12 protein-coding genes and 2 pseudogenes are annotated in these 19,293 nt (G+C 72.1%); 7 read left to right on the top strand and 7 right to left on the bottom strand.

Features of this window, described 5'->3' with window-relative positions; all coding sequences use genetic code 11:
* Positions 1 to 19: 19 nt before the first annotated feature.
* Positions 20 to 586: a hypothetical protein gene (locus E0504_RS49990; RefSeq protein ID WP_131628157.1), complete on the bottom strand. Its 567-nt coding sequence runs from the start codon at positions 584 to 586 to the stop codon at positions 20 to 22.
* A gap of 673 nt (positions 587 to 1,259) precedes the next feature.
* Positions 1,260 to 2,561, bottom strand: coding sequence for a tetratricopeptide repeat protein (locus E0504_RS49985; RefSeq protein WP_131628155.1), 1,302 nt, complete (start codon positions 2,559 to 2,561; stop codon positions 1,260 to 1,262).
* Positions 2,562 to 2,789: 228 nt separating this feature from the next.
* On the opposite strand from E0504_RS49985, the gene E0504_RS49980 reads away from it, so the two are divergent.
* Positions 2,790 to 3,221 (top strand): hypothetical protein, encoded by a 432-nt coding sequence (locus E0504_RS49980; protein ID WP_112107726.1) that lies wholly within the window; start codon positions 2,790 to 2,792, stop codon positions 3,219 to 3,221.
* 103 nt (positions 3,222 to 3,324) lie between these two features.
* Here the strand turns inward: E0504_RS49980 and E0504_RS49975 are convergent, their stop codons facing one another.
* Positions 3,325 to 8,505, bottom strand: coding sequence for a BTAD domain-containing putative transcriptional regulator (locus tag E0504_RS49975; protein ID WP_131628153.1), 5,181 nt, complete (start codon positions 8,503 to 8,505; stop codon positions 3,325 to 3,327).
* A 221-nt stretch (positions 8,506 to 8,726) separates the two neighbouring features.
* Here E0504_RS49975 and nifJ point away from each other — a divergent pair, with 221 nt between their 5' ends.
* A complete protein-coding gene (gene nifJ / locus E0504_RS49970) occupies positions 8,727 to 12,266 on the top strand; it encodes a pyruvate:ferredoxin (flavodoxin) oxidoreductase (RefSeq protein WP_131628151.1) in 3,540 nt (1,179 codons plus the stop codon).
* A gap of 19 nt (positions 12,267 to 12,285) precedes the next feature.
* Here the strand turns inward: nifJ and E0504_RS49965 are convergent, their stop codons facing one another.
* Positions 12,286 to 13,191, bottom strand: coding sequence for an oxygenase MpaB family protein (locus E0504_RS49965; protein WP_131628150.1), 906 nt, complete (start codon positions 13,189 to 13,191; stop codon positions 12,286 to 12,288).
* A gap of 210 nt (positions 13,192 to 13,401) precedes the next feature.
* A pseudogene (locus tag E0504_RS54885) lies at positions 13,402 to 14,474 on the bottom strand (oxygenase MpaB family protein); the annotation flags it as partial.
* A 152-nt stretch (positions 14,475 to 14,626) separates the two neighbouring features.
* Between E0504_RS54885 and E0504_RS49955 the strand changes: the two are divergent.
* Positions 14,627 to 15,451, top strand: coding sequence for a transposase family protein (locus E0504_RS49955; protein WP_131628148.1), 825 nt, complete (start codon positions 14,627 to 14,629; stop codon positions 15,449 to 15,451).
* A gap of 30 nt (positions 15,452 to 15,481) precedes the next feature.
* Here the strand turns inward: E0504_RS49955 and E0504_RS49950 are convergent.
* Both E0504_RS49950 and E0504_RS49945 read right to left on the bottom strand, forming a co-directional pair.
* A pseudogene (locus E0504_RS49950) lies at positions 15,482 to 15,697 on the bottom strand (hypothetical protein); the annotation flags it as partial.
* Between the two features lie 96 nt (positions 15,698 to 15,793).
* Positions 15,794 to 16,258, bottom strand: a complete 465-nt coding sequence (locus tag E0504_RS49945) for a universal stress protein (protein WP_112107732.1) — start codon at positions 16,256 to 16,258, stop codon at positions 15,794 to 15,796.
* 257 nt (positions 16,259 to 16,515) lie between these two features.
* Here E0504_RS49945 and E0504_RS49940 point away from each other — a divergent pair, with 257 nt between their 5' ends.
* From E0504_RS49940 to E0504_RS53320, 4 genes are read left to right on the top strand one after another with little or no spacing between them, the layout of a single operon-like run.
* A complete protein-coding gene (locus tag E0504_RS49940) occupies positions 16,516 to 16,803 on the top strand; it encodes a DUF4242 domain-containing protein (protein WP_131628146.1) in 288 nt (95 codons plus the stop codon).
* 11 nt (positions 16,804 to 16,814) lie between these two features.
* On the top strand, positions 16,815 to 18,092 hold the full coding sequence (locus E0504_RS51845) for an AAA family ATPase (RefSeq protein WP_207974755.1): 1,278 nt from the start codon (positions 16,815 to 16,817) through the stop codon (positions 18,090 to 18,092).
* The gene (locus E0504_RS53325) at positions 18,011 to 18,988 is read left to right on the top strand and encodes a proline-rich domain-containing protein (RefSeq protein ID WP_235014319.1); all 978 of its coding nucleotides are present in this window, start codon (positions 18,011 to 18,013) and stop codon (positions 18,986 to 18,988) included. Before E0504_RS51845 ends, E0504_RS53325 begins: the two co-directional genes overlap by 82 nt.
* Positions 18,916 to 19,170, top strand: coding sequence for a LuxR C-terminal-related transcriptional regulator (locus E0504_RS53320; protein WP_198541459.1), 255 nt, complete (start codon positions 18,916 to 18,918; stop codon positions 19,168 to 19,170). Before E0504_RS53325 ends, E0504_RS53320 begins: the two co-directional genes overlap by 73 nt.
* Positions 19,171 to 19,293: the final 123 nt, after the last annotated feature.

Raw genomic sequence — 19,293 nt, 5'->3', positions numbered from 1 at the left:
GACCCTTTTCAGACACCCTCTAATGCGGGGCGAAATCGGGAGGTGGTGCGCTCCATTCGCCAGGGTGTTCGGTGACGAAGGTGGCGCCGTCGATGTGGCCAACTGATCCGGACCCGTCGCCGTTCGGGGCGATGTAACCCGCGCCGTTGAACTGGACGGTCCCCGGGTCAGTGCCGTTCGCGCCGGCATCGCCGCCGTGGTCAGGATCCGCGGTGGCACCGAACCCGCTCCCCGCCGGAAGGTAGCCGCCTTCAGCCCCCGCGGTCCAACCACCGGGGACACCAGCGACAAGGTCGGTCGAGTCGAGATGACCCGCGACCCAGGAACCGTCGGACTGCTGGGTGACATAGTCAGCACCGTCGAACAGGACGACCCCCAGATCGGAGCCACCGGCGTCGAGTGGTGCGCCAGGCGGTACGTAGCCGTCACCGTCGCCGGATGGGCCGGCGATCGTGCCTGTGACGCCGGCCGGAGGCTCGACCTGCTCCGCCGTGGCGAGCTCGTTCGGACCCCCGGTCGGATAGGGCGCGCCGGCGTCGTCCCCACCCTGGATGGGTGGCACATCGGCCTGGGCCGGACCATCCACGGGGTTGGTATCGCCCGGCTGCTGATCGGAGGATTCGTGCCTGCCCGCCGAATCATCCCTGCCGTCGGCCGAGGCTGCCGCCTGCTGGTCCGTCTTCTGGCTCCTGCCAGCAGGGATGTGCGGATGACCGCCGGAGTCTGGCCGCGGCGCCGGGACGCCCGCATCCGCCGCATCCCGCGGGTTGATCGGAACACCCGCGTCAGGGCCCGCCGGACTCGGCGACGGTGCGACGGGCGGAATGGGCGGGACGGGTGAGATTCCGCGGAAGCTGCCGATCTCGCTCGTCTGCTGGGGCTGCCATCCGGTTGCGGTGCTCGCCGGCGTACCGCCTCCTCCTGCCTGCGGGCGGGTCTGGGGCCCGGCTTCCCGGCCCGGCGATCGTTGCTGCTGCGCCCTGGAGGATCCGGCAGCGTCTCGCCCGGCGCCCCCGGCCTGGCCGGTAGGTGCCCTGCCGGACTGATTGCCGCGCTGATCGCCGGCAGCGGGCCTGTTCGAGGCGGGCGCCCGACCAAGACCGGGGACCCGCCACCGAGGGCCGCCGACGCCGGACCGGGGCAACCCTCCTCTGCCGGAACCACTTCCCCTGCCACCCATCTTCCGCACTCCTTACCAACGAATAGATCCGGCCACTCAGCGAAATCCGAAATCCGTATTATTTCGAAGATTTTCGCGGTCAGGTCCACGGCCCTCGGAAGCGCGCTCGCTCGACGATGACCCGGGATTCCAGGCGTCTGCCCAGCAGGAGCACATCGGCCGGCTTGCCGATGGCAGTCAGGTCGATCTTCCGCACCGACGCCGCACCGGACTCGTTGTAACTGATACTCATCGATGCCGTGTTCGCCAGATAGTTGGTCATCGTCCGACGGTAGATGGGCGGCTCGGTGATCTGGTAGTACCAGATGAACTGAACCGATCGCCGAAGGAATCCGTCGCGCACGTCCAGGCCGTACTCGTACAGGACCGCTCCGTTGAGGTGCCGGCAGGCGGCAATCACCGCCGCCGCACCGAGAAAGTAGAGGAAGATCGCGGTCCAGGACAATGTGTAGTACCGGAGGAACAACGACCCTCCGCTGTAGTCCAGAAGCGGGCCGACGGAGAATCCCGATCCCGTCACCCTTAGGTGTGGTGTGTGCACGACCTTTGCCTGGGTCGTCCCGATCACTGCCACCACCGCGACGGCGAGCAGCGCCGCCGCTGTCCGGGCGAACCACGAGCACAGCAGGATCGAGACGGCGAAGATCGCGTAGCTGAGCGCGACGCGGTGCGAGACGGCGAGATCGGTCAGGACCGGAGCGGAAACATGACTGTCCCGCTGACTGAAGGCGGCGAACAGGATGCTCAGGAGCACCAGGGTCAGGGTGCCCGCGCCCAGCAGGACGGCGATCGCCCGCGGGACGAGGTTGCGGGCCTGCAGGCGCACGAGACCGACCTGGATGCCGCGGTCAACGACGCCTTGGGCATCGATCCGGGTGCGAAGCGGGGTCGGCCCCTCCCCGGGGGCCGGGCCAGCCGCCGGGGCGCCGTACCGCCCCGAGGCGTTCGAGTGGCCACGCTCGGCCGCCAGGAGGCTGTTCCCGCAGTCCCGCAGTCGAGCTGCGGTATCCCGGTAGTTGCCGGCTACCAGGACCGCTCGGTAGGCGTCGATGGCGCCGGTCAGGTCGGCCGTGGCCTGCAGGGCGCGGCCCAGCTGGTAAGCCGCCTCGTAATGCCTCGGATCCCGCGCCAGAACGGCGCGGAACTGCGCGGTCGCCTCCCTCGTCCGACCAAGGTCGGCCAGGCAGATCGCACGGGCGTACTGGGCCGCGACGTTTTCGGGCTCGTCGGCCAGAAGCTGGTCGAGCAGTTCCAGTGCCTCATCGTGCTGCCCTCGCCGATGGGCCTGGCTCGCGCGGTCGAACAGGGCTCTCCCCGCTGCCGGCGGACTCCCGTCCTCGGGCACCGTCCCGGCCGTTGTGGTTGCCGTTCGCTGGTTCATCACACCCTCCCCCGTATCGGCGGTCGACGGCCATGGTGGCCGCCGTTGGTTGTCGGCTGGCTGCGAAGCGGTGGTCAACCTCGGTTCGAGCCTCACAACCGGTTTGCCACCGCATTGCAACCGGCAGTTGCCATCGTCCGGATGTGACGGCGACGCAGCCTCCGGGCGGCGCCGCGGCGCAATGGTGAGTACGTGGCGACCTGATGGCGGTGCGGACGCGGTGAGCACGTGATGCAGGACGCGTCGAGGGGGATGCGACTGGCCGGAGTGCTCGCCATACTCAGCGGATCAACAATGTTGATATACGGAGTTCTCGGCCTGGTGAGCATTGCGAGGGAAAGCGCCGCCGTGGATGTCGATCCCGGTGTCTACGAGGCTCGGTCCGGAAGAAGCGTCATCATCGCGGCCGGCGGCGCCCACCTTGTTCTCGTCGGGGGCCATCTCTACCGCTCGGCGTCTCGCCGGGAGCGGCTGAGTGGTCACGGCCAGGCGCTACTGGCCGCGGGTTGCCTTCTCGTGGCCTGCGGGATGGCCATTCTGATCGTCTGGACGTCGACGGTGGGGTTCGCGGCGGGGTTTGGCATTCAGGGGGCAGGAGCGGTGGCCGCGGGATTCGGGGTGCGCAGCGTGCGGCCGGACCGACCGGGAGCAGGTCGGTAGGCGGGCGGTAGGCCGGCGGGAAGCCGGGCGGGCCGGCGGGCCGGGTGCGGGAACGGGGCGGAAGGTGGTCCGGGACCAGCCCTGCTGATCGGCCGCGACCCGCTCACGCGCCGTCGGACCACTGCGGGCAGGTACGCCGATAGGGCTCGCCGGGCAGGTAGCGGTTCCATTCGGCGGGTGTGAGGTTGCGGCCGGCGATGCTGCAGGCGGTCGCGATCCAGTGATCGATGCCGACGTCCCAGATCTGGATGAAGCCGGTGGTGGTGCCCGTGATCGCGAGGGTGCCGCCCCGAGCGCGGGTGATGGAGTAGGCGCCGCCCTGCTGCGGGAGCGGCTCACCGATCGGCTCAAGGCTGGTGGAGTCCCACAGCTGGGCCACGCTGTGATCGCCCACATCGCTGGTGGTCATCACGACGCTTCCGTCGCGGAGGTACTCGACGCCGCCGTTGCTGAAGCCGGTCCGCAGCGTTCGCCGCAGGTCACCGGTCCGGACGTCCCGGAAGTCCACGACGCCGGCCGCGACGGTGCCGTAGCCGACGGCGAGGGTCGAGTCGTCCGGGGAGAAGGCGAGCGCCGGTGGCCCGACGGCGTCCAGCTGCCGTGTCCACACGGCGGCGCTGGTGGCGGTGTCGTAGACGGTGACGGTCCGGCGGGCGGTGTCCTCCACCGCCAGCCAGCGCCCGTCGTGGCTGAAGGAGGGCCGCAGCTCGTCCGGCGGGTTCTCCGGAGGTTGTCCCGTCCCGGGTGCCTGGTCCGCACGGCCGAGGCGCCCGACCTGGTGGGGATGGCGCGGATCACTCACGTCCCACAACTGGACCACGCCGCCGATGGCCGTCACGAGCCGACCGTTGGCCGGGCTCCACGCCGTGGCCGGCTTGGCCAGGGTGGACGGCGACGGCGGCCCGAGGACAGCGATCTCGGCCCCGCTGCTCCGGTTCCACAGCCGGAACCGCCCATCCCGGCCCACCCCCGCGATCGTCGACCCGTCCGGGCTGATCGTGGCCGGGGCCGCTACCGCCCCGCCGAGCAACGGCCCCTTCGCCGCGCCGGTGGCCACGTCCCACACCAGCACCCGCCGATCATCCACACCCAGGGTGATTATCTCGTCATCATCTGCGATGATCAGGCCGGTGGCGCGGCCGTCGTGGCCGCCGATCGTCCGTCCCAGCTGGGACGAGTCGTCGTCCAGCCGCCAGATCGCTGCCTCGGCGACGCCGCTCGTCATCAGGCGGCCGTCGGGGAGGAACGCGGACGGGACCACCGCGTGCTCGTGCAGCGGAAGCTCCGCGACCTCCCGGCCGGACTGCAGGTCGAGCACGCGGATGAAGGTCGCTCCGTCGTTCGCCGCGATCCGGCGGCCGTCACCGCTGATGACGATCCCGGGGGTGGCGTTGGTGAACCCGGTCAGCGGGGGGAACCGCGGCTGGCCGGTGTTGACGTCCCATACGGTGACCCGGTCGCCGAGGGTGGTGGGCAGCGTGGCACCGTCCGGGCCGAAGAACCCTGGTGCGCCGTCGAGGTCCCGCAGCACCTGGCCGGTGCGGGCGTCCCAGATCCGGGTGGTGGAGCCGCCGAAGGTGCCGGCGGCGAGCCGGGTCCCGTCCGCGTTGATCGGGACGATCGGGATCGCCCCGGGGCTCGCCGGGAACCGCAGCGGTGCGCCCACCTGCCTCGGCGCATCGGGACGCGACCGGTCCCACAGGGTGATCTCTCCGGAGCCGCCGACAACGAACATCCGGGTTGGATCTCGCGGGTCGAACTGCCCGTAGGCCAGGGCGTTACCGGCTCTGATCGGGGCGCCGACGATCCGCCCGTCGGCGACGTTCCACACGACGACCGTCCCGTCGTTGCCGCCGGCCGAGAGCAGGGTGGCGTCCCCGTTGAAGATCGCGAGCTGGCGGCCGGACGGCCAGCGCAGGGTGCGTAGCACCCGGCTCGTGTGCAGATCCCAGATCCGGACGGTGCCGTCACGGCGGGGCTCGGCGAGCAGGCGTCCGTCCCGACTCACCGACGGCGGCAGCGCGGCCGGCAGCAGGCCCTGCCCGTCAAAGCGGATGATCCGATCGAGGCGCGCGGGCGTGCGGGCCAGCACGTTCTGCAGGCCCGCCTCGGTCTCGCGGGACGGCTCGAGCCGGTATCCCGCAACGCCGAGCAGCAGCGCCCGGTCGACCTGGTCGGTGCCCAGGTTCGCGGCGAGCGTGGCCAGCCGCCCGGCCTGCGCGGTGCGGGTCGCGGCCTGCGCCAGCGCCGCCTGCCGGTTCGCCGTCCCACGTTGCACCACCGCCAGCGCCGTCGACGTCAACGCCACCACGAGCAACGTGGCCAGTACGGAGACGAGCGTGCGCAGTCGTCGGGCGCTGCGCCGGTCGCGATCGGCGACGCGTTCCTCGTCGGCGATCGAGGCTTCAAGGAAGGCCTGCTCCAGCGGGTTCGTGTCACCGGGGTTGGCCGCCGCCCAGTCCCGGGCGGTCTGCAACCGGGCGCCCCGGTAGAGATCGGCTGTGCTCCTCCCGGCCGTGTCCCAGGCGGTGGCGGCCTCGGTGAGATGCCGGTGGACCCTGCGCCCGTCGCGGTCGGCGTCCAACCAGTCGCGTACCCGGGGCCACTCGCGCAGCAGCGCCTCGTGCGCCACTTCGACGGTGCCGTCGGCGGCGACGACCAGCCGCCGCTCGATCAGCTGAGCGAGCACCGCCTCCATCCGCGGGATGTCGGCGAGCTCCGCGCGTGGCACCCGGCGCCGGGTCTCGGCCCCGCCCTCGCCCGGGGTGGCCAGGCGCAGGAAAAGACGCCGGACGGCCGCCCGGCCGTCGGTGTCGAACGCCTCGTAGACGCTGTCGGCCAGCCTGGTCAGCGCGCCGGCCACCCCGCCCGCGTCCCGGTAGGCGGCCGCGGACAGGACCCGCCCGTCACGACGTTCCCAGGTGGCCAGCAGGGCGGTGGACAGCAACGGCAGCACGCCGGGTTCGTGGTGCGCGTCGGCCAGCACGGTGTCGATGAACTCCGGCTCGGTCTCGAGGCCGGCCACCCGGGCGGGCCGCTCGACGGCCTGCCGCAGCTCGTCGGGTGTCATCGGGCCGACCAGCACACTGTTGTCGACGAGGCGGGCAAGCTCCGGGTAACGCGCGAAACGCCCGTAGTAGTCGGCGCGCACGGTGAGGACGAGGCGCAGCCGCCCGTCCTCCCGCCGCAGCGCGCGGACCAGCTTGTCGATCAACAGCTCCCGGTCGCCGTCCCGCCAGGCGGTGAACGCCTCCTCGAACTGGTCCAACACCAGCAGGCGGACGGCGGACGCCGGCCCGGCACCCGCCCCGACTCCCCCGGCCTGCGGGCCGACAGCCGTCACGTCGGCCACGCCCGCGTCGGTGGCGCCAGGGCCGTCGGCCCGATCGGTGTCGAACATCGCCAGGTCGGCCACGCCGATCGCGCCCGTTCGCACGACGCGGATGTCCCAGCAGTCGCTTCCCGGGAGGACGCCGGCCCGCAGCGCGGGGACCAGCCCGGCCCGCACCACCGACGACTTCCCGGAGCCGGACGGGCCGACGACGGCCAGCAGGGCCGCCGCCGCGCACCTGGTCACCAGCTGGTCGATGACCCGGTCCCGGCCGAAGAAGTAGCGGGCGTCCTCCTCGTCGAAGCGGGCCAGGCCCTTGTACGGGCACACCAGAGCGGAGCCGGTGCCGTCCACGGCGCCGGTGCCGTCCGGGCCACCCGGGCTGATCGCCTCCGAGCCGCTGGCACCGCCCCCGGTACTCGCGCCAGGCTCGAGCTGCTCACCCTCGGCACGGCGCATCCGCGCCTGTCTCAGGCGCAGGATTTCGGCGATCATCGCGCGCTCGGCGGCGTCCAGCTCCCGTCGGCCCGTCTCCACCTTCGCCGCGGTCTCGCCGACCCGTTGCGCGGCGCGCGCGGCGGCCCAGGCCGCGCTGTCGGCGTGGATCCTGCGGGGGACGCCGGCGCTGGACGCGCCCACCGCCGCGAGCGCGGCCGGCAGCTCGTCGCCGTGGACGTAGCTGGCGACGATCTCGGCGAGCTGCTCGGGGGCCAGTGGGCCGAGCCGCAGCGCACGCCACGCTCCGCCCGCGCCGAGCCGCCCCGAAGGCCTGGCGGTGACGACGACGAGGACCGGCAGCCCGGCGACGTCGCCGGCGATCCGATCCCACGGGTCGCGGTCGCCGGCGGAGTGCTCGCCGGGATCATCGACGATCACCAGCGTCGGGCATTCCGCGGCCGACCGTGCCAGCTCCTCGGCAGAGGTGACCGGCAGGTTCTCCAGGCCGAGGACGACGTCGGCGCCACGGGCCGCCACCCGGCGCGCGAACTCCGCCACCAGGCGGCTGACACCCATCCCCGCTTCGCCTTCGACGATGACCACGTCACCGCTGTCGCTGTCGAGGACCCGATCCCAGGCTCGTTCGAGCCAGCGCAGGTCCGCCTCCCGCCCGGCCAGCGGGTTGCGATCCGCACCGATAGCGGCGGGCACGGGCCGCGGCCGGACCGGGCTCGGCACCGGGCAGTCAGCACCGGCGAGGATGGCGGCGTACAGCGCCTGCAGCCGCGCGCCCGGATCCACGCCCAGCTCGTCGGTCAGGTGCCGGCGTGCCGAGTGGTACGCGGCCAGGGCCTCGGCCTGCCCGGCGGACTCGTACTGGGCGACCATCAGCTGGCCCCAGAAGCGCTCCCGCAGCGGATGGCTGGTCACCAGCCGCCGCAGTTCCCCGACCAGGGCGGCTGCCTCGCCCAGCGCGAGGTCCAGGTCGATGCGGTCCGCGATCGCCGCGAGCCGCTGCTCGTCGAGGCGGCGACGCTCCGCCACCGCGAACGCGGCCTCGCCGAGGTCCTCGTAGGCGTCCCCGCGCCATAACCGCAGCGCCCGGCGCAGTCTGGCTGCCGCAAGCTCGGCAGAGCCGCCGTCCCGGGCCCGCCGCGCCCCGTCCACCAGCCATTCGAACTGCCCGACGTCGACGGCGGTGGGACCGGCACGCAGGCTGTACCCGGCCGCGGTGGTGACCAGCACCTGCCATTCGGCCGAGGACCGGCCGGGCTCCAGTACCCGGCGCAGTCGGGAGATGTTGCCCTGGAGGGTCTTCTCCGCGGTCGGGGGCGGCGTGGCCCCCCACAGCCCGTCGATCAGCCCTGGCACCGACACGACCCGGTTGTGCCGGGACAGCAGCAGGCCGAGCAGGGTGCGTTCACGGGGGCCGTGCAGCCGCAGGGGCACGCCGTCCAGCCGCACCTCCAGCGGCCCGAGGGCACCGAACCACAGCCCGGAGGCAGCGGTTGACATACCGTCCCCGGACACGTGCGGGTGCCTCCTGCTTCTCCGGCCCGACCGCGTTCAGGACCGGGTCGTGGCAGTTGGTGATGAGGTTCGATATCGCCCCGGATTCTGCCGCAGATCACCCGGACGCCGATGACATTCGGCAGTCGGGTCGCCGTGCTGTACATCCTGGGCGTACGGGACGACGTCCTTCGCCACTTCGGCTCCGGCCCATGCAGTCTGGCTGCATGGGGCAGAAGACGATCGACGGCAACGAGGCGGCCGCTTCGGTGGCCTACCGGGCAAGCGAGGTCATCGCCATCTACCCGATCACCCCTGCCTCGGGAATGGGCGAGCTCGCCGACGTGTGGGCGGCCGGGGGACGCCCGAACCTGTGGGGCGGGGTGCCCGAGGTGGTCCAACTGCAGAGCGAGGGCGGCGCCGCCGGCGCCGTCCACGGCGCCCTGCAGGCGGGTGCGCTGTCCACCACCTTCACCGCGTCGCAGGGACTCCTGCTGATGCTGCCCAACATGTTCAAGATCGCCGGCGAGCTCACGCCGATGGTTCTCCATGTGGCCGCCCGGACCCTGGCCACGCAGGCATTGTCGATCTTCGGTGACCACAGCGACGTGATGGCGGCGAGGTCGACCGGCTTCGCCATGCTGTCCTCGGCGTCTCCGCAGGAGGCGCACGATCTCGCCGCGGTCGCGCACGCGGCCACTCTCGAGACACGCGTGCCGTTCCTGCACTTCTTCGACGGCTTCCGCACCTCGCACGAGCTGAACGAGGTCACGCTGCTCGACGACCCGACGCTGGCCGGCCTGCTGTCCGAAACCCACGTCGACGCTCATCGCCGCCGCGCGCTGTCCCCGGACCACCCGGTGATCCGCGGCACCACCCAGGACCCCGACACGTTCTTCCAGGCCCGCGAGGCGGCCAACACCTACTACGCCGCCGTCCCGGGCGCCGTGCAGCGGGCGATGGACCAGCTGGCCGCGGCGACGGGCCGGGCCTACCGCATCTTCGAGTACCACGGCCACCCGGAGGCCGAGCGGGTCGCGGTGATCATGGGGTCGGGCCGGTCGGCGGTGCGCGACGCGGTCAGCCGGCTGATGGCGCGGGGCGAGCGGGTCGGGTTCGTCCAGGTCCGCCTGTACCGTCCCTTCGACAGTGCGGCGTTCCTCGCCTGCCTGCCGCCGACGGTGCGTTCGGTAGCCGTCCTCGACCGGACGAAGGAGCCGGGCGCGACGGGCGAGCCGCTGCGCCTCGACGTCCTGGCGGCGCTCGCGGAGCGGCCCGAGCGCATGCCGCGGGTGATCGGTGCCCGCTACGGGCTCGCGTCGAAGGAGTTCACGCCCGCGATGGCGGCGGCGGTGTTCGAGGAGCTGGCGCGGGAGAACCCGCGGCGCGAGGTGACGGTCGGCATCGACGACGACGTCACGCACCTGTCCCTGCCCGCGGACGAGGACAGGTTCCCGGAGCCGGACGACGTCCGGCGCGCCGTGTTCTACGGCCTCGGCAGCGATGGCACCGTGGGCGCCACCCGCACCACCGCCGGCATCGTCGGCGACCACACGCCGCTGCACGCGCAGGCCTACTTCGTGTTCGACTCCAAGAAGTCCGGCTCGATGACGGTGTCGCACCTGCGGCTGGCGCCACGGCCGGTGGACGCGCCCTGGCTGATCCGGGACGCCCAGTTCGTCGGCTGCCACCAGTGGTCGCTGCTGGACCGGGTCGACGTCCTCGCCGTGGCCGGGCAGGGTGCCACCGTCCTGATCAACACCTCGTACCCACCGGATCAGGTGTGGGACCACCTGCCGGCCGAGGCCCAGCGGCACCTGCTGGCCAGGGGCGTACGGCTGTTCGTCGTCGACGCCGACCGGGTGGCGGCGACGGCCGGCATACCCGGCATCGTCAGCCCCGTCCTGCAGACCTGCTACCTACGGCTGTCCGGCCTGTTCGAGCCGGCCGAGGCGGTCGCCGCGGTGAAGGAGGGCGTCCTCGCCAGCCAGCGCAAGCGCGGAGCGGAAGTCCTGCGCCGCAACACCGCGGCCGTGGACGCGGCCCTGGGCGCCCTGCGCGAGGTCGACCTGCGCGACCGCACCGTCACCGGGCCGGCGCGCCGGCGCCTGGTCGGCGACGTACCCGAGTTCGTCCGGCAGGTCACAGCCCGGATCATGGCCGGTGAGGGGGGCCTGCTCCCCGTCAGCGCGCTGCCGGTCGACGGCACGTTCCCGGTGGGGACGGCCCGGTACGAGAAGCGCGGCATCGCCCGCGAGCTCCCGGTCTGGGATCCCGAGCTGTGCGTCAGCTGCGGCAAGTGCGCCATCGTCTGCCCGCACGCGGCGATCCGGATGACACTGTTCGACCCGGCGCGGCTCGCCGACGCCCCGCCGTCGTTCCGGCACACCCGCCCGAAGGACCCCCGGCTCGGGGAGTACCGGCTCACGATCCAGGTCGCGCCGGACGACTGCACCGGCTGCGGTGTCTGCGTCGAGGCGTGCCCGGCGAAGAGCCGGGAGATGCCGGACCACCGGGCGCTCGACATGGTCGACGCCGACTCCCGGTTCGCCGAGGAACGGACCAGCTGGGCCTTCCACGAGACCCTGCCGGCGGTCGAGCCGCGGCTCGCCTCGGCGGCCACCGTCCGTGGCTCGCAACTGCGGGAGCCGCTGTTCGAGTTCTCCGGGGCGTGTGCCGGCTGCGGGGAGTCGCCCTACCTGAAACTGCTCACCCAGCTGTTCGGTGACCGCATCGTGGTCGCGAACGCCACCGGCTGCTCGTCCATCTACGGCGGGAACCTGCCCACCACGCCGTGGACGGCCAACGCCGACGGCCGCGGCCCGGCCTGGGCGAACTCCCTGTTCGAGGACAACGCCGAGTTCGGGCTGGGCATGCGCCTCGCGCTCGACGCCCGGGCCCGGGAGGCCCGCCGGCTGCTGCGCGCCGAGGGGGCTCTGGTATCCGACCGGCTCGTCGAGGCGATCCTGGACGCCGACCAGTCGACCGAGGCCGGCATCGCCGACCAGCGCGACCGGGTCGCAGAACTGCGGCGCCGGCTGGCGGGCGGCGAGCACGCCGCCCGGAACGGGCCCACCGCCCGGCTGGACGCCCTCCTCGACGACCTCGTCGCGAAAAGCGTGTGGATCGTCGGCGGTGACGGCTGGGCCTACGACATCGGCTTCGGCGGCCTCGACCACGTGCTCGCCTCCGGGCGCGACGTCAACATGCTCGTCCTCGACACCGAGGGGTACTCCAACACGGGCGGGCAGGCGTCGAAGTCGACGCCGCGGGCGGCGGTCGCGAAGTTCGCGGTCGGCGGCAAGCGGACCCGCAAGAAGGACCTCGGCCTGGTCGCGGCGGCCTACGGCGACGTGTATGTCGCGCAGGTGGCGCTCGGTGCCAACGACGCGCACACGGTGAAGGCCTTCAACGAGGCGGCCAGCTGGGACGGCCCGTCGCTGATCATCGCCTACAGCCACTGCATCGCCCACGGCATCAACATGACCGACGGCATGGCGCACCAGAAGGCGGCGGTGCGGTCCGGCTACTGGCCCCTCTACCGTTTCGACCCGCGGGCGGAGGAGCAGCCGTTCTCCCTCGACTCCCGGGCCCCGTCGATCCCGTTCAGCGAGTTCGCCGCGACCGAGTCCCGCTTCACCCGGCTCGGCACGGCCAACCCCGAGGAAGCCGACCGGCTGGAGGCTCTCGCGCAACGCGACATTCTCGGCCGGTGGCGCGGCTACGAACACGAGGCCGCCCAGAGCCGCCCGAGCCAGGACGGCTGATCCGCATGGTTCTACCGCGCTACCTGGTCGAAAGCGGTCGGTTCCTCCATTTCTCGTCGAGGGTCTCGGGCGGGGGCGGGGCACCGAGGTCCCGCGGCTGGTATCCCTCGGGATAGCCGGGGTAGGTGCGGGTCCTGGGATCCCAGGCGAACTTGATGCGCCGCCGCGGCGGAAGCCGCCGGATCACGGCCGAACGGGCCCGCAGCGAACCCGTCGCGGCCCGGCACATCCATGCCGGCGCCGGGTCGAATCCGAAGGCGCTCAGCATGGTCTCGTCGAGCAGCGACCGCACCCCGACCCGCACCACCGGACGCAGCCGGGCGGGAAACCAGCCGGCGAACATCTCGGTCGTGTACGTCCCGATCCTGCGGTTGCTCTCGGCGAACCGGAAGGTCTCCTGCTCGTACTCGTGTTTGAAGGTGCGGAAGACGTCGAAGTCGGCGGGTATGTCGCGGATACCCATCCGCAGCCCGACCTCACGGTAGAACTGGAACGCGGCGATGGTCTCGTGATCGGTCAGCCGGCGCCAGCCGTGGGAGTTGATCCAGTCGATCGGCTCGTAGATGAAGGTGGTGAGCACGTAGCGCATGTCATCGTTGTCGATGGCGTAGCGTCCGTGGATCCGATTGATCACCCGCAGTGCCTCGCGGCCGCGCGGAGAGTCGTAGCCGACGGCGGTGAGCTCCCCCATCAGCAGGGCGGTGTCGTCGTAACGCTTCTGCGGCCGCTCCCGGAACTCACCCGTCGCCTCCAGCAGCGCCGAGATCGTCGGGACGCAGTAGGTCCGGAACAGGGCGAACTCGAGCGCCCGGCGGTAGTCCCACGGGAACTCGTACCCCGAGGAGATCCGGTAGATCTCGTGGTGATCGGCCACCGGATCCAGCTCAAGGATCCGGCGCACCCATCTGTCGCGGTCAGTGAACATTCAGGCCAGCTCGTCCCGCCATTCGGATCACCGTCGCCCGGCGATTCCCCACCGACTGATCCCATCAGTTCGGACGCGCCCCGACGCGTCCCGACGCGCCGCGTCCCGACGCCAGCTATGCGAGCGGGGCGACACGTGGCGACGCGGCCGCCGTCAGATGCCGTGCGGACCCGGCGCCGCAGGGCATCTGACGTGCGCTGGGCGACGGCGTCAGGCCGCGGGACGGTTGATGTCGGGGATCTGGACGGGAGTGGTCTGGGTCGAGGTGCCCCCGTTGAGGAACGCCATGGCCACCGCTCGGATGAACTGGTCGAAGAGGTAGAAGTTGGCCGGCATGAGCGGGAGGAGTCCCTCACGGAACAGGATGTACGCCGGCCAGCCGACCTTGATGATCGCGGCCGAGGCCAGGTCACGTGGCAGCGCGAGCCGGTTGGCGACCGTGTCGCCGAGCACGTAGCGGGTGAACTCGTTGAGGAAGCCGCGCGTGACGCCCAGGTCGACCTGCGAGACGAGCCCGAGCAGGACCTCGGCGAGCGCCTTGCCCTCGGTGGTGGGCAGCAGGATCGGTGAGAGCACCTGGGCCGACTGGGCGTGCGGTCGGCCCACGTCTTGGGAATGTACTCGTCCTTCACGCCGAGCAACGAGATCGCCACCTGCCGGCTGTGGAGGAAGGCGTTCTCATCGGCGGTCGACATCGGGATCTTCCATTCCTTCAGCTTGGAATGCACGAAGGTCCCCAGGCTGTGGAAGGTGACGAGGATGTCGCCGTTGCTGATCGGGATCGTCTCGGTCGCCCCCGACTTCCACTGCGGCAACTGCGGCAGGAGATGACGGACCGCGGCGTGCACCATCCGAGTCTTGTTCGCGGTGACGATGAACTTCCCGTTCGGCTCGAAGGCGTTCAACTGGCTCAGGTCGTACCCGAAGGTGAAGGTCTTCGCCGCACGGTCCTTCATGTCGGCGCCGCCCTTCGACCAGTACACCGACCTGGCCTCGCGCGGGATGACCGTGCTCATGATTCCGCTGCCCAGTCCATACAGCATGAACAGATAGGTGTCCTTGCGCCGGTTGAAGTCGGCCGCGCGACGCAGCTGGCTCACGTCGGCCCACGACGGTAACTTGTTGGACTGCTGCAGGAAAGCGGTGACGTCGGCCGGCAGACCAGTCGGCAGGGGATGGTTGTTGTTGACCCAGGGACCGATGGCCGCATTGACCGCGGGCACCTGGCCGTTGTCGAGGACGGAGGCCATCGCCCGGTCGATGGTGTCGTCCCAGACCCACTGAGCCTTTCCGCGTGACTTTCGGTCACCACGTGTGATCGTCGCGGGGTGTAGTTGGCGCGGGTGAGGCTGAGGGCCGCGGTAAGGAAACGCGGGACCTCTGTTAGGAAGTCTGGTCCGACCAAAGATCAGCTTCTGAGAGGCCCCGCGTCCACGTGAGTGTCACATATACCGCCGAGTTGCCCCTCGGTGACCACACCGTCGACCGGCTGGAGGCCCTGCTGGCCGCGGAGCGGGCCCGCCGCGGCACCCGGGCGGGCAGGCGGGCGCTGGACTGCCGGGCGCAGGCCGTGCTCGTGCTGCGCTGGTTCGTCGACGGCACCCGGCTGGCCCAGCTCGTCCGCGACAACCAGATCGGCCGGTCGACGGGCTACGACTACCTCCACGAGGGCATCGCGGTGCTGGCCGCGCAGGCCCCCGACCTGCGCAACGTACTGCTGGCGGCGAAGGCCGCCGGCTACGGCCACGTCATCGTGGACGGCACGGTGATCGAGACGGACCGGGTCCGTGCTCCCGGCCCGACCACTGGTGTGGATCTCTGGTGGTCCGCCAAGGTCCACAACCATGGTGGGAACATCCAGGTTGTCTCCGCCCCGGACGACGGCTGGCCGCTGTGGACCTCGGACGTCCGCCCCGGCCGCGAGCACGACACCACCGCGTTGCGCGCCTCCGGCGCCCTGCCCGTCCTCGGGCGGTGGGCCGCAGGCGGTGGCGAGGTCCTCGCCGACCTCGGTTACGAAGGGCTACAGGACCAGGTCGCCGTCCCGTTCAAGAAGCCGAAAGGCGAGGCGCTCCCCGACGACCAGAAGAAGCACAACCGGGTTCACCGCGCCCTGCGCGCCGTCGGTGAACGCGCGAACGCGCTACTCAAGAGCACCTTCCGCACCCTGGGCAACATCAGCCTCGACCCCTGGAAGATCGGCAGGATCGTCGCCGCCGCTCTCGTGATCCTCCACATCGAACACGACCGCACCACCTGACAGCCACCACGGACCGCACGACCTTGTGAATCACACACCGTAACGGACGGTTACACGGAAAGGCTCACTGTACTGCCAGACGACGGCATCCTCCGTCAGCTCACCGTCGTCGCGGAACCAGACCGCGACGCCCATCCCCAGGTCGAGGATGGCGTACGAGGCCAGCCGCGCGGACGCCATCTCGAACAACCCCGCACGCATCCCGGCCTCGATCAGGTCACGAAAACAGCCGTGGCTGTGGGCCCGGTACAGCACTTTCCACCAGCACGGAAGTCTCGCCGGCCGGATGCAACAGGCCGTCCAGGTCGCCTGCCCGGCCGGACGCACGGACCCGTTCGGGTGCTAATCGTCCAGGTCTGTCGGGACGACCAGAACGGGCCGCTTCGCCCAGTTGACCACCCGATGGGAGACCGAGCCGGTCAGCAGCCGCTCCAGGACGACCCCGCCGCCGTGCCGGGTGCCGATGACGATCGCGTAGGCGTCGACGCTGTCGGCCACGGCGAGCAGGCGCGCCGCGGGATCCCCAGCCAGGACGTGCAACCGCCAGGGCACGGCGCTGCCCGCCAGTGTCCGTTCCGCCAGCGTGCGGACCTCCCTGGTCCGGGCATCCTGGTCAGCCCTGAGGAACCGCTCGGACAGGTGCCGCCCGGGCACCGTGGAGACCATCACGCGGATCTCGCCGCGGCTGAATGGTTGGACGTGGACGACATCGAGTTCCGCGCCCAGCTGCCGCGCGAGGTCAGCCGCCCGAACCAGGGCGGCGGGAGCTGCTTCCCGGGTGTCGACCCCGACAACGATGTGCTGCATACCCACAGGGTTTCCGCCAGCGGCCCGGCTAGGCATAGTCCGGCGGACTCCTCCCGCGGCCGCGGAGGGCACGCGGACCGGATCCAGGAGTGTCCGATCAGGCGGACACCTAACGCCCGCGTGCCCGTCCTCCGGAGTCGGCGCCTGGGTACCCAGACCGCGAGCATGGGGAGTCGCTCCCGATGTCGGGACGCCTTGCCGCGCCGAGGGTGGAGACACCGGACGGCAGCGGGCCGTCGGATCGAAAGGAGCAGACCATGCCTCGCTTTGTCATCGAGCGCGAGATCCCCGGCGCCGGGAACCTCAGCCAGGAGGAGCTGGCCGAGATCGCGCAGACCTCCAACGAGGCCGTCGCGTCGCTGGGGGTGCCCTACACCTGGGTGAACAGCTACGTCACCGACGACAAGATCTACTGCGTGCACGAGGCGGCGGACGCGGAGACCATCCTCGAGCACGCCCGTCGCGGTGGCTTCCCGGCCAACAACGTCTCGGCCGTCGCGAACGAGTTCGGCCCGCAGACCGCCGCGACCGCGGCCCCGCGGTGACCGCGGCCCCGATGACGGGGCCGACGCTCCGGCGGGGCGCTCGAACCTTTCACCTCGGCGCCCCGCCCGCCCGCCTCTACCCTGACCACGTGGATCTCCTCGAACGGGACCGCGAGGTCGCCGTCGTCCGCGCGGCGATCGACCGGGCGGCGGCCGGGCAGAGGTCGGGCGCCGCGGTCACCGGGGAGTCGGGCGCGGGCAAGTCGGCCCTCCTCGCGGCGGCCCGCGCGGCCGTGCCCGGCCCACGTTTCCTCCTCGGCGGCTGCGACCCGCTTCTGACGCCCCGGCCGCTCGGTCCGTTCCGCGACATCGCCGCGGCCGCCGGCCTGGGACCGCTGCTGCCCGGTGAGGACAGGGTCAGAGGTGAGAAGGCCGGCGACAGCGGCGCGGAGCTGTCACTCGCCGGCGTCTGCGAGCGGATCTACGAAGCGCTGCGCGACGAGACGACAGTCCTGGTGGTCGAGGACCTGCACTGGGTCGACGCCGCCTCGGTCGAGGTGCTGCGCTTCCTCGCGCGCCGGGTCGACGCGATGTCGCTGGCGCTGCTCGTGAGCTACCGGGACGACGAGATCGGTCCAGGTCACTCGGCTCGCCCGCTGCTCGGCGACTTCGCCCGGCTGGCCGGCCTGCGGACCCTCGACCTGCGGCCGCTGTCCCTCGACGCCGTCCGCGCCGTCGTCGGGGGCACCCGGCTGGAACCGAGCCGCGTGCACGAGCTGACCGGCGGCAACCCGTTCTTCGTCACCGAGATCGCCAAGGAGCCCGACCGCCCGCTGCCGACCTCGGTGCGCGACGCGGTGCTCGCCCGTACCACCGACGTCACGCTGGACGACGTCGAGGTGCTGCAGATGGTGGCGACCGCGCCGGACCGGCTCGACGACCGGGTGCTGCCCGCGCTCGGCGTCGACCTGCCCACGTTGCGCCGCCTCGACACGACCGGCCTGCTCACCCGGGCCCGCGGCGGTCTGGTCTTCCGGCACGAGCTCGCGCGCCAGGCCGTCGAGAGCACGATCCCACCGGGCGGCGCCCCCGGTTGCACGCCCGCCTGCTGGCCGCGCTGGAGCGAATCGAGCCGCGCGATCCCGCCGTCCTCACCCACCACGCGGTCGTGGCCCGCGACGGGGCCCGGGCGGCCGAGTACGCGACGGCCGCCGCCCGCCAGGCGACCCAGGCCGGTTCGCACAGCGAGGCGGCGACGTTCTTCGAGATGGCGCTGGAGCACCTCGGAACGGCGCCCGCGCTCGACCGGGCCGACCTGCTCCACAGGCTCGCGATCGAGCAGTACATGACCAGCCGCCTCAGGGAGGCGATCGCCACCGTGAGCGCGACGTTCCCGCTCTGGCAGCAGGCCGGCGACCAGGCTGGACTCGCGGCGGCGTACGACACCTGCGCCGTGTTCGAGTACTACAACGGCCGGCGCCGGCAGGCGGAGGCACACGCCGGGCGCGCCGCCGCCCTCTCGGCCGGGCCGGAGCTGGAGCAGTCCCACGCCCGCGCCCACACGACCCGGGGCTACCTCGCCTACATGCGCGGCGAGGTGACCCTGGCTCGTCGCTACCTCGACGGCGCGATCGACGCCGCGGACCGCCACGGCCAGGCGGAGCTGGCCCAGCGCGGGCGCATCCTGCGGACCTCCGCCGCCCTGCTGGCCGGGGACACCGGCGCGCGGACCCCGCTGGCCGACGACGACGAGCCGCTGCGCCGGCTGGCGGTGCTCTCCGCGCTGGCCGAGCGGATGTGGCTCACCGAGGTGTCCGACCCCCGGGTCACCCGCGCGGCGGCCGCGATCGCCGAAACCGGGACGCGCGCCGGTACTGCCGGCACGGCCGGCGGGGCGGGGATCGCCGGGACGGCCTGGGCCGCCGGCGACCTCGCGGTCTGGCTGGCCCGGCTCGGGCTGCTGAGCCAATGGCCCGACGAGGTCGCGCCGCCGTTCCGGCTCAGCCTCGCGGGCGATCACGACGAGGCCGCGCGTGGTGGCGCCGCACCGGTGAGCCCTTCACCGCGGCAATGGCCCTGTGCGACTCCCCCGACCCCGGCCAGCGGGCACGCAGCGTGGAGCTGCTGGACCAGCTCGGCGCCACCGGCACCGCCGACCGGCAGCGGGCGGCCCTGCGTCGCGACGGCATCACCCAGCTTCCCAGGCGGCCCCGCACGAGCACCCGGGCGAACCCGGCGGGCCTGACGAACCGTCAGCTCGACGTCGCCAAGCTGGTCGCCCGAGGGCTGACCAACGCCGAGATCGCCACCCGTCTGTACATCTCGGTGAAGACCGCCGACCACCACGTCTCCGCCATCCTCACCAAACTGGACCTGCCCACCCGCCGGGCCGTAGCCCTGCGCGCCGACGAGCTCGGCCTCGTCTGACCCGGCACGCAACAGGACCCCGCGCGGTCTGCGCTGTCTGGCGCATCAGGCGGCCAGCATGGCGACCGGGCCGCCGCCCGGCCCGGCTGCCCAGGACAGGGTCAGGCACTCGCGAGGCCGTTT

Source organism: Parafrankia sp. BMG5.11, from assembly GCF_004337455.1.
This window is presented reverse-complemented; position numbering and strand designations above follow the sequence as displayed.

What these genes read in the sequence shown, in the direction of transcription:
- E0504_RS49945 (WP_112107732.1), bottom strand. Translation starts at nt 16,258, where the DNA reads ATGCAGCACATCGTTGTCGGGGTCGACACCCGGGAAGCAGCTCCCGCC.
- E0504_RS49940 (WP_131628146.1), top strand. Translation starts at nt 16,516, where the DNA reads ATGCCTCGCTTTGTCATCGAGCGCGAGATCCCCGGCGCCGGGAACCTC.
- E0504_RS53325 (WP_235014319.1), top strand. Translation starts at nt 18,011, where the DNA reads ATGGCGCTGGAGCACCTCGGAACGGCGCCCGCGCTCGACCGGGCCGAC.
- E0504_RS49975 (WP_131628153.1), bottom strand. Translation starts at nt 8,505, where the DNA reads ATGTCAACCGCTGCCTCCGGGCTGTGGTTCGGTGCCCTCGGGCCGCTG.
- E0504_RS51845 (WP_207974755.1), top strand. Translation starts at nt 16,815, where the DNA reads ATGACGGGGCCGACGCTCCGGCGGGGCGCTCGAACCTTTCACCTCGGC.
- E0504_RS49985 (WP_131628155.1), bottom strand. Translation starts at nt 2,561, where the DNA reads ATGAACCAGCGAACGGCAACCACAACGGCCGGGACGGTGCCCGAGGAC.
- E0504_RS49965 (WP_131628150.1), bottom strand. Translation starts at nt 13,191, where the DNA reads ATGTTCACTGACCGCGACAGATGGGTGCGCCGGATCCTTGAGCTGGAT.
- nifJ (WP_131628151.1), top strand. Translation starts at nt 8,727, where the DNA reads ATGGGGCAGAAGACGATCGACGGCAACGAGGCGGCCGCTTCGGTGGCC.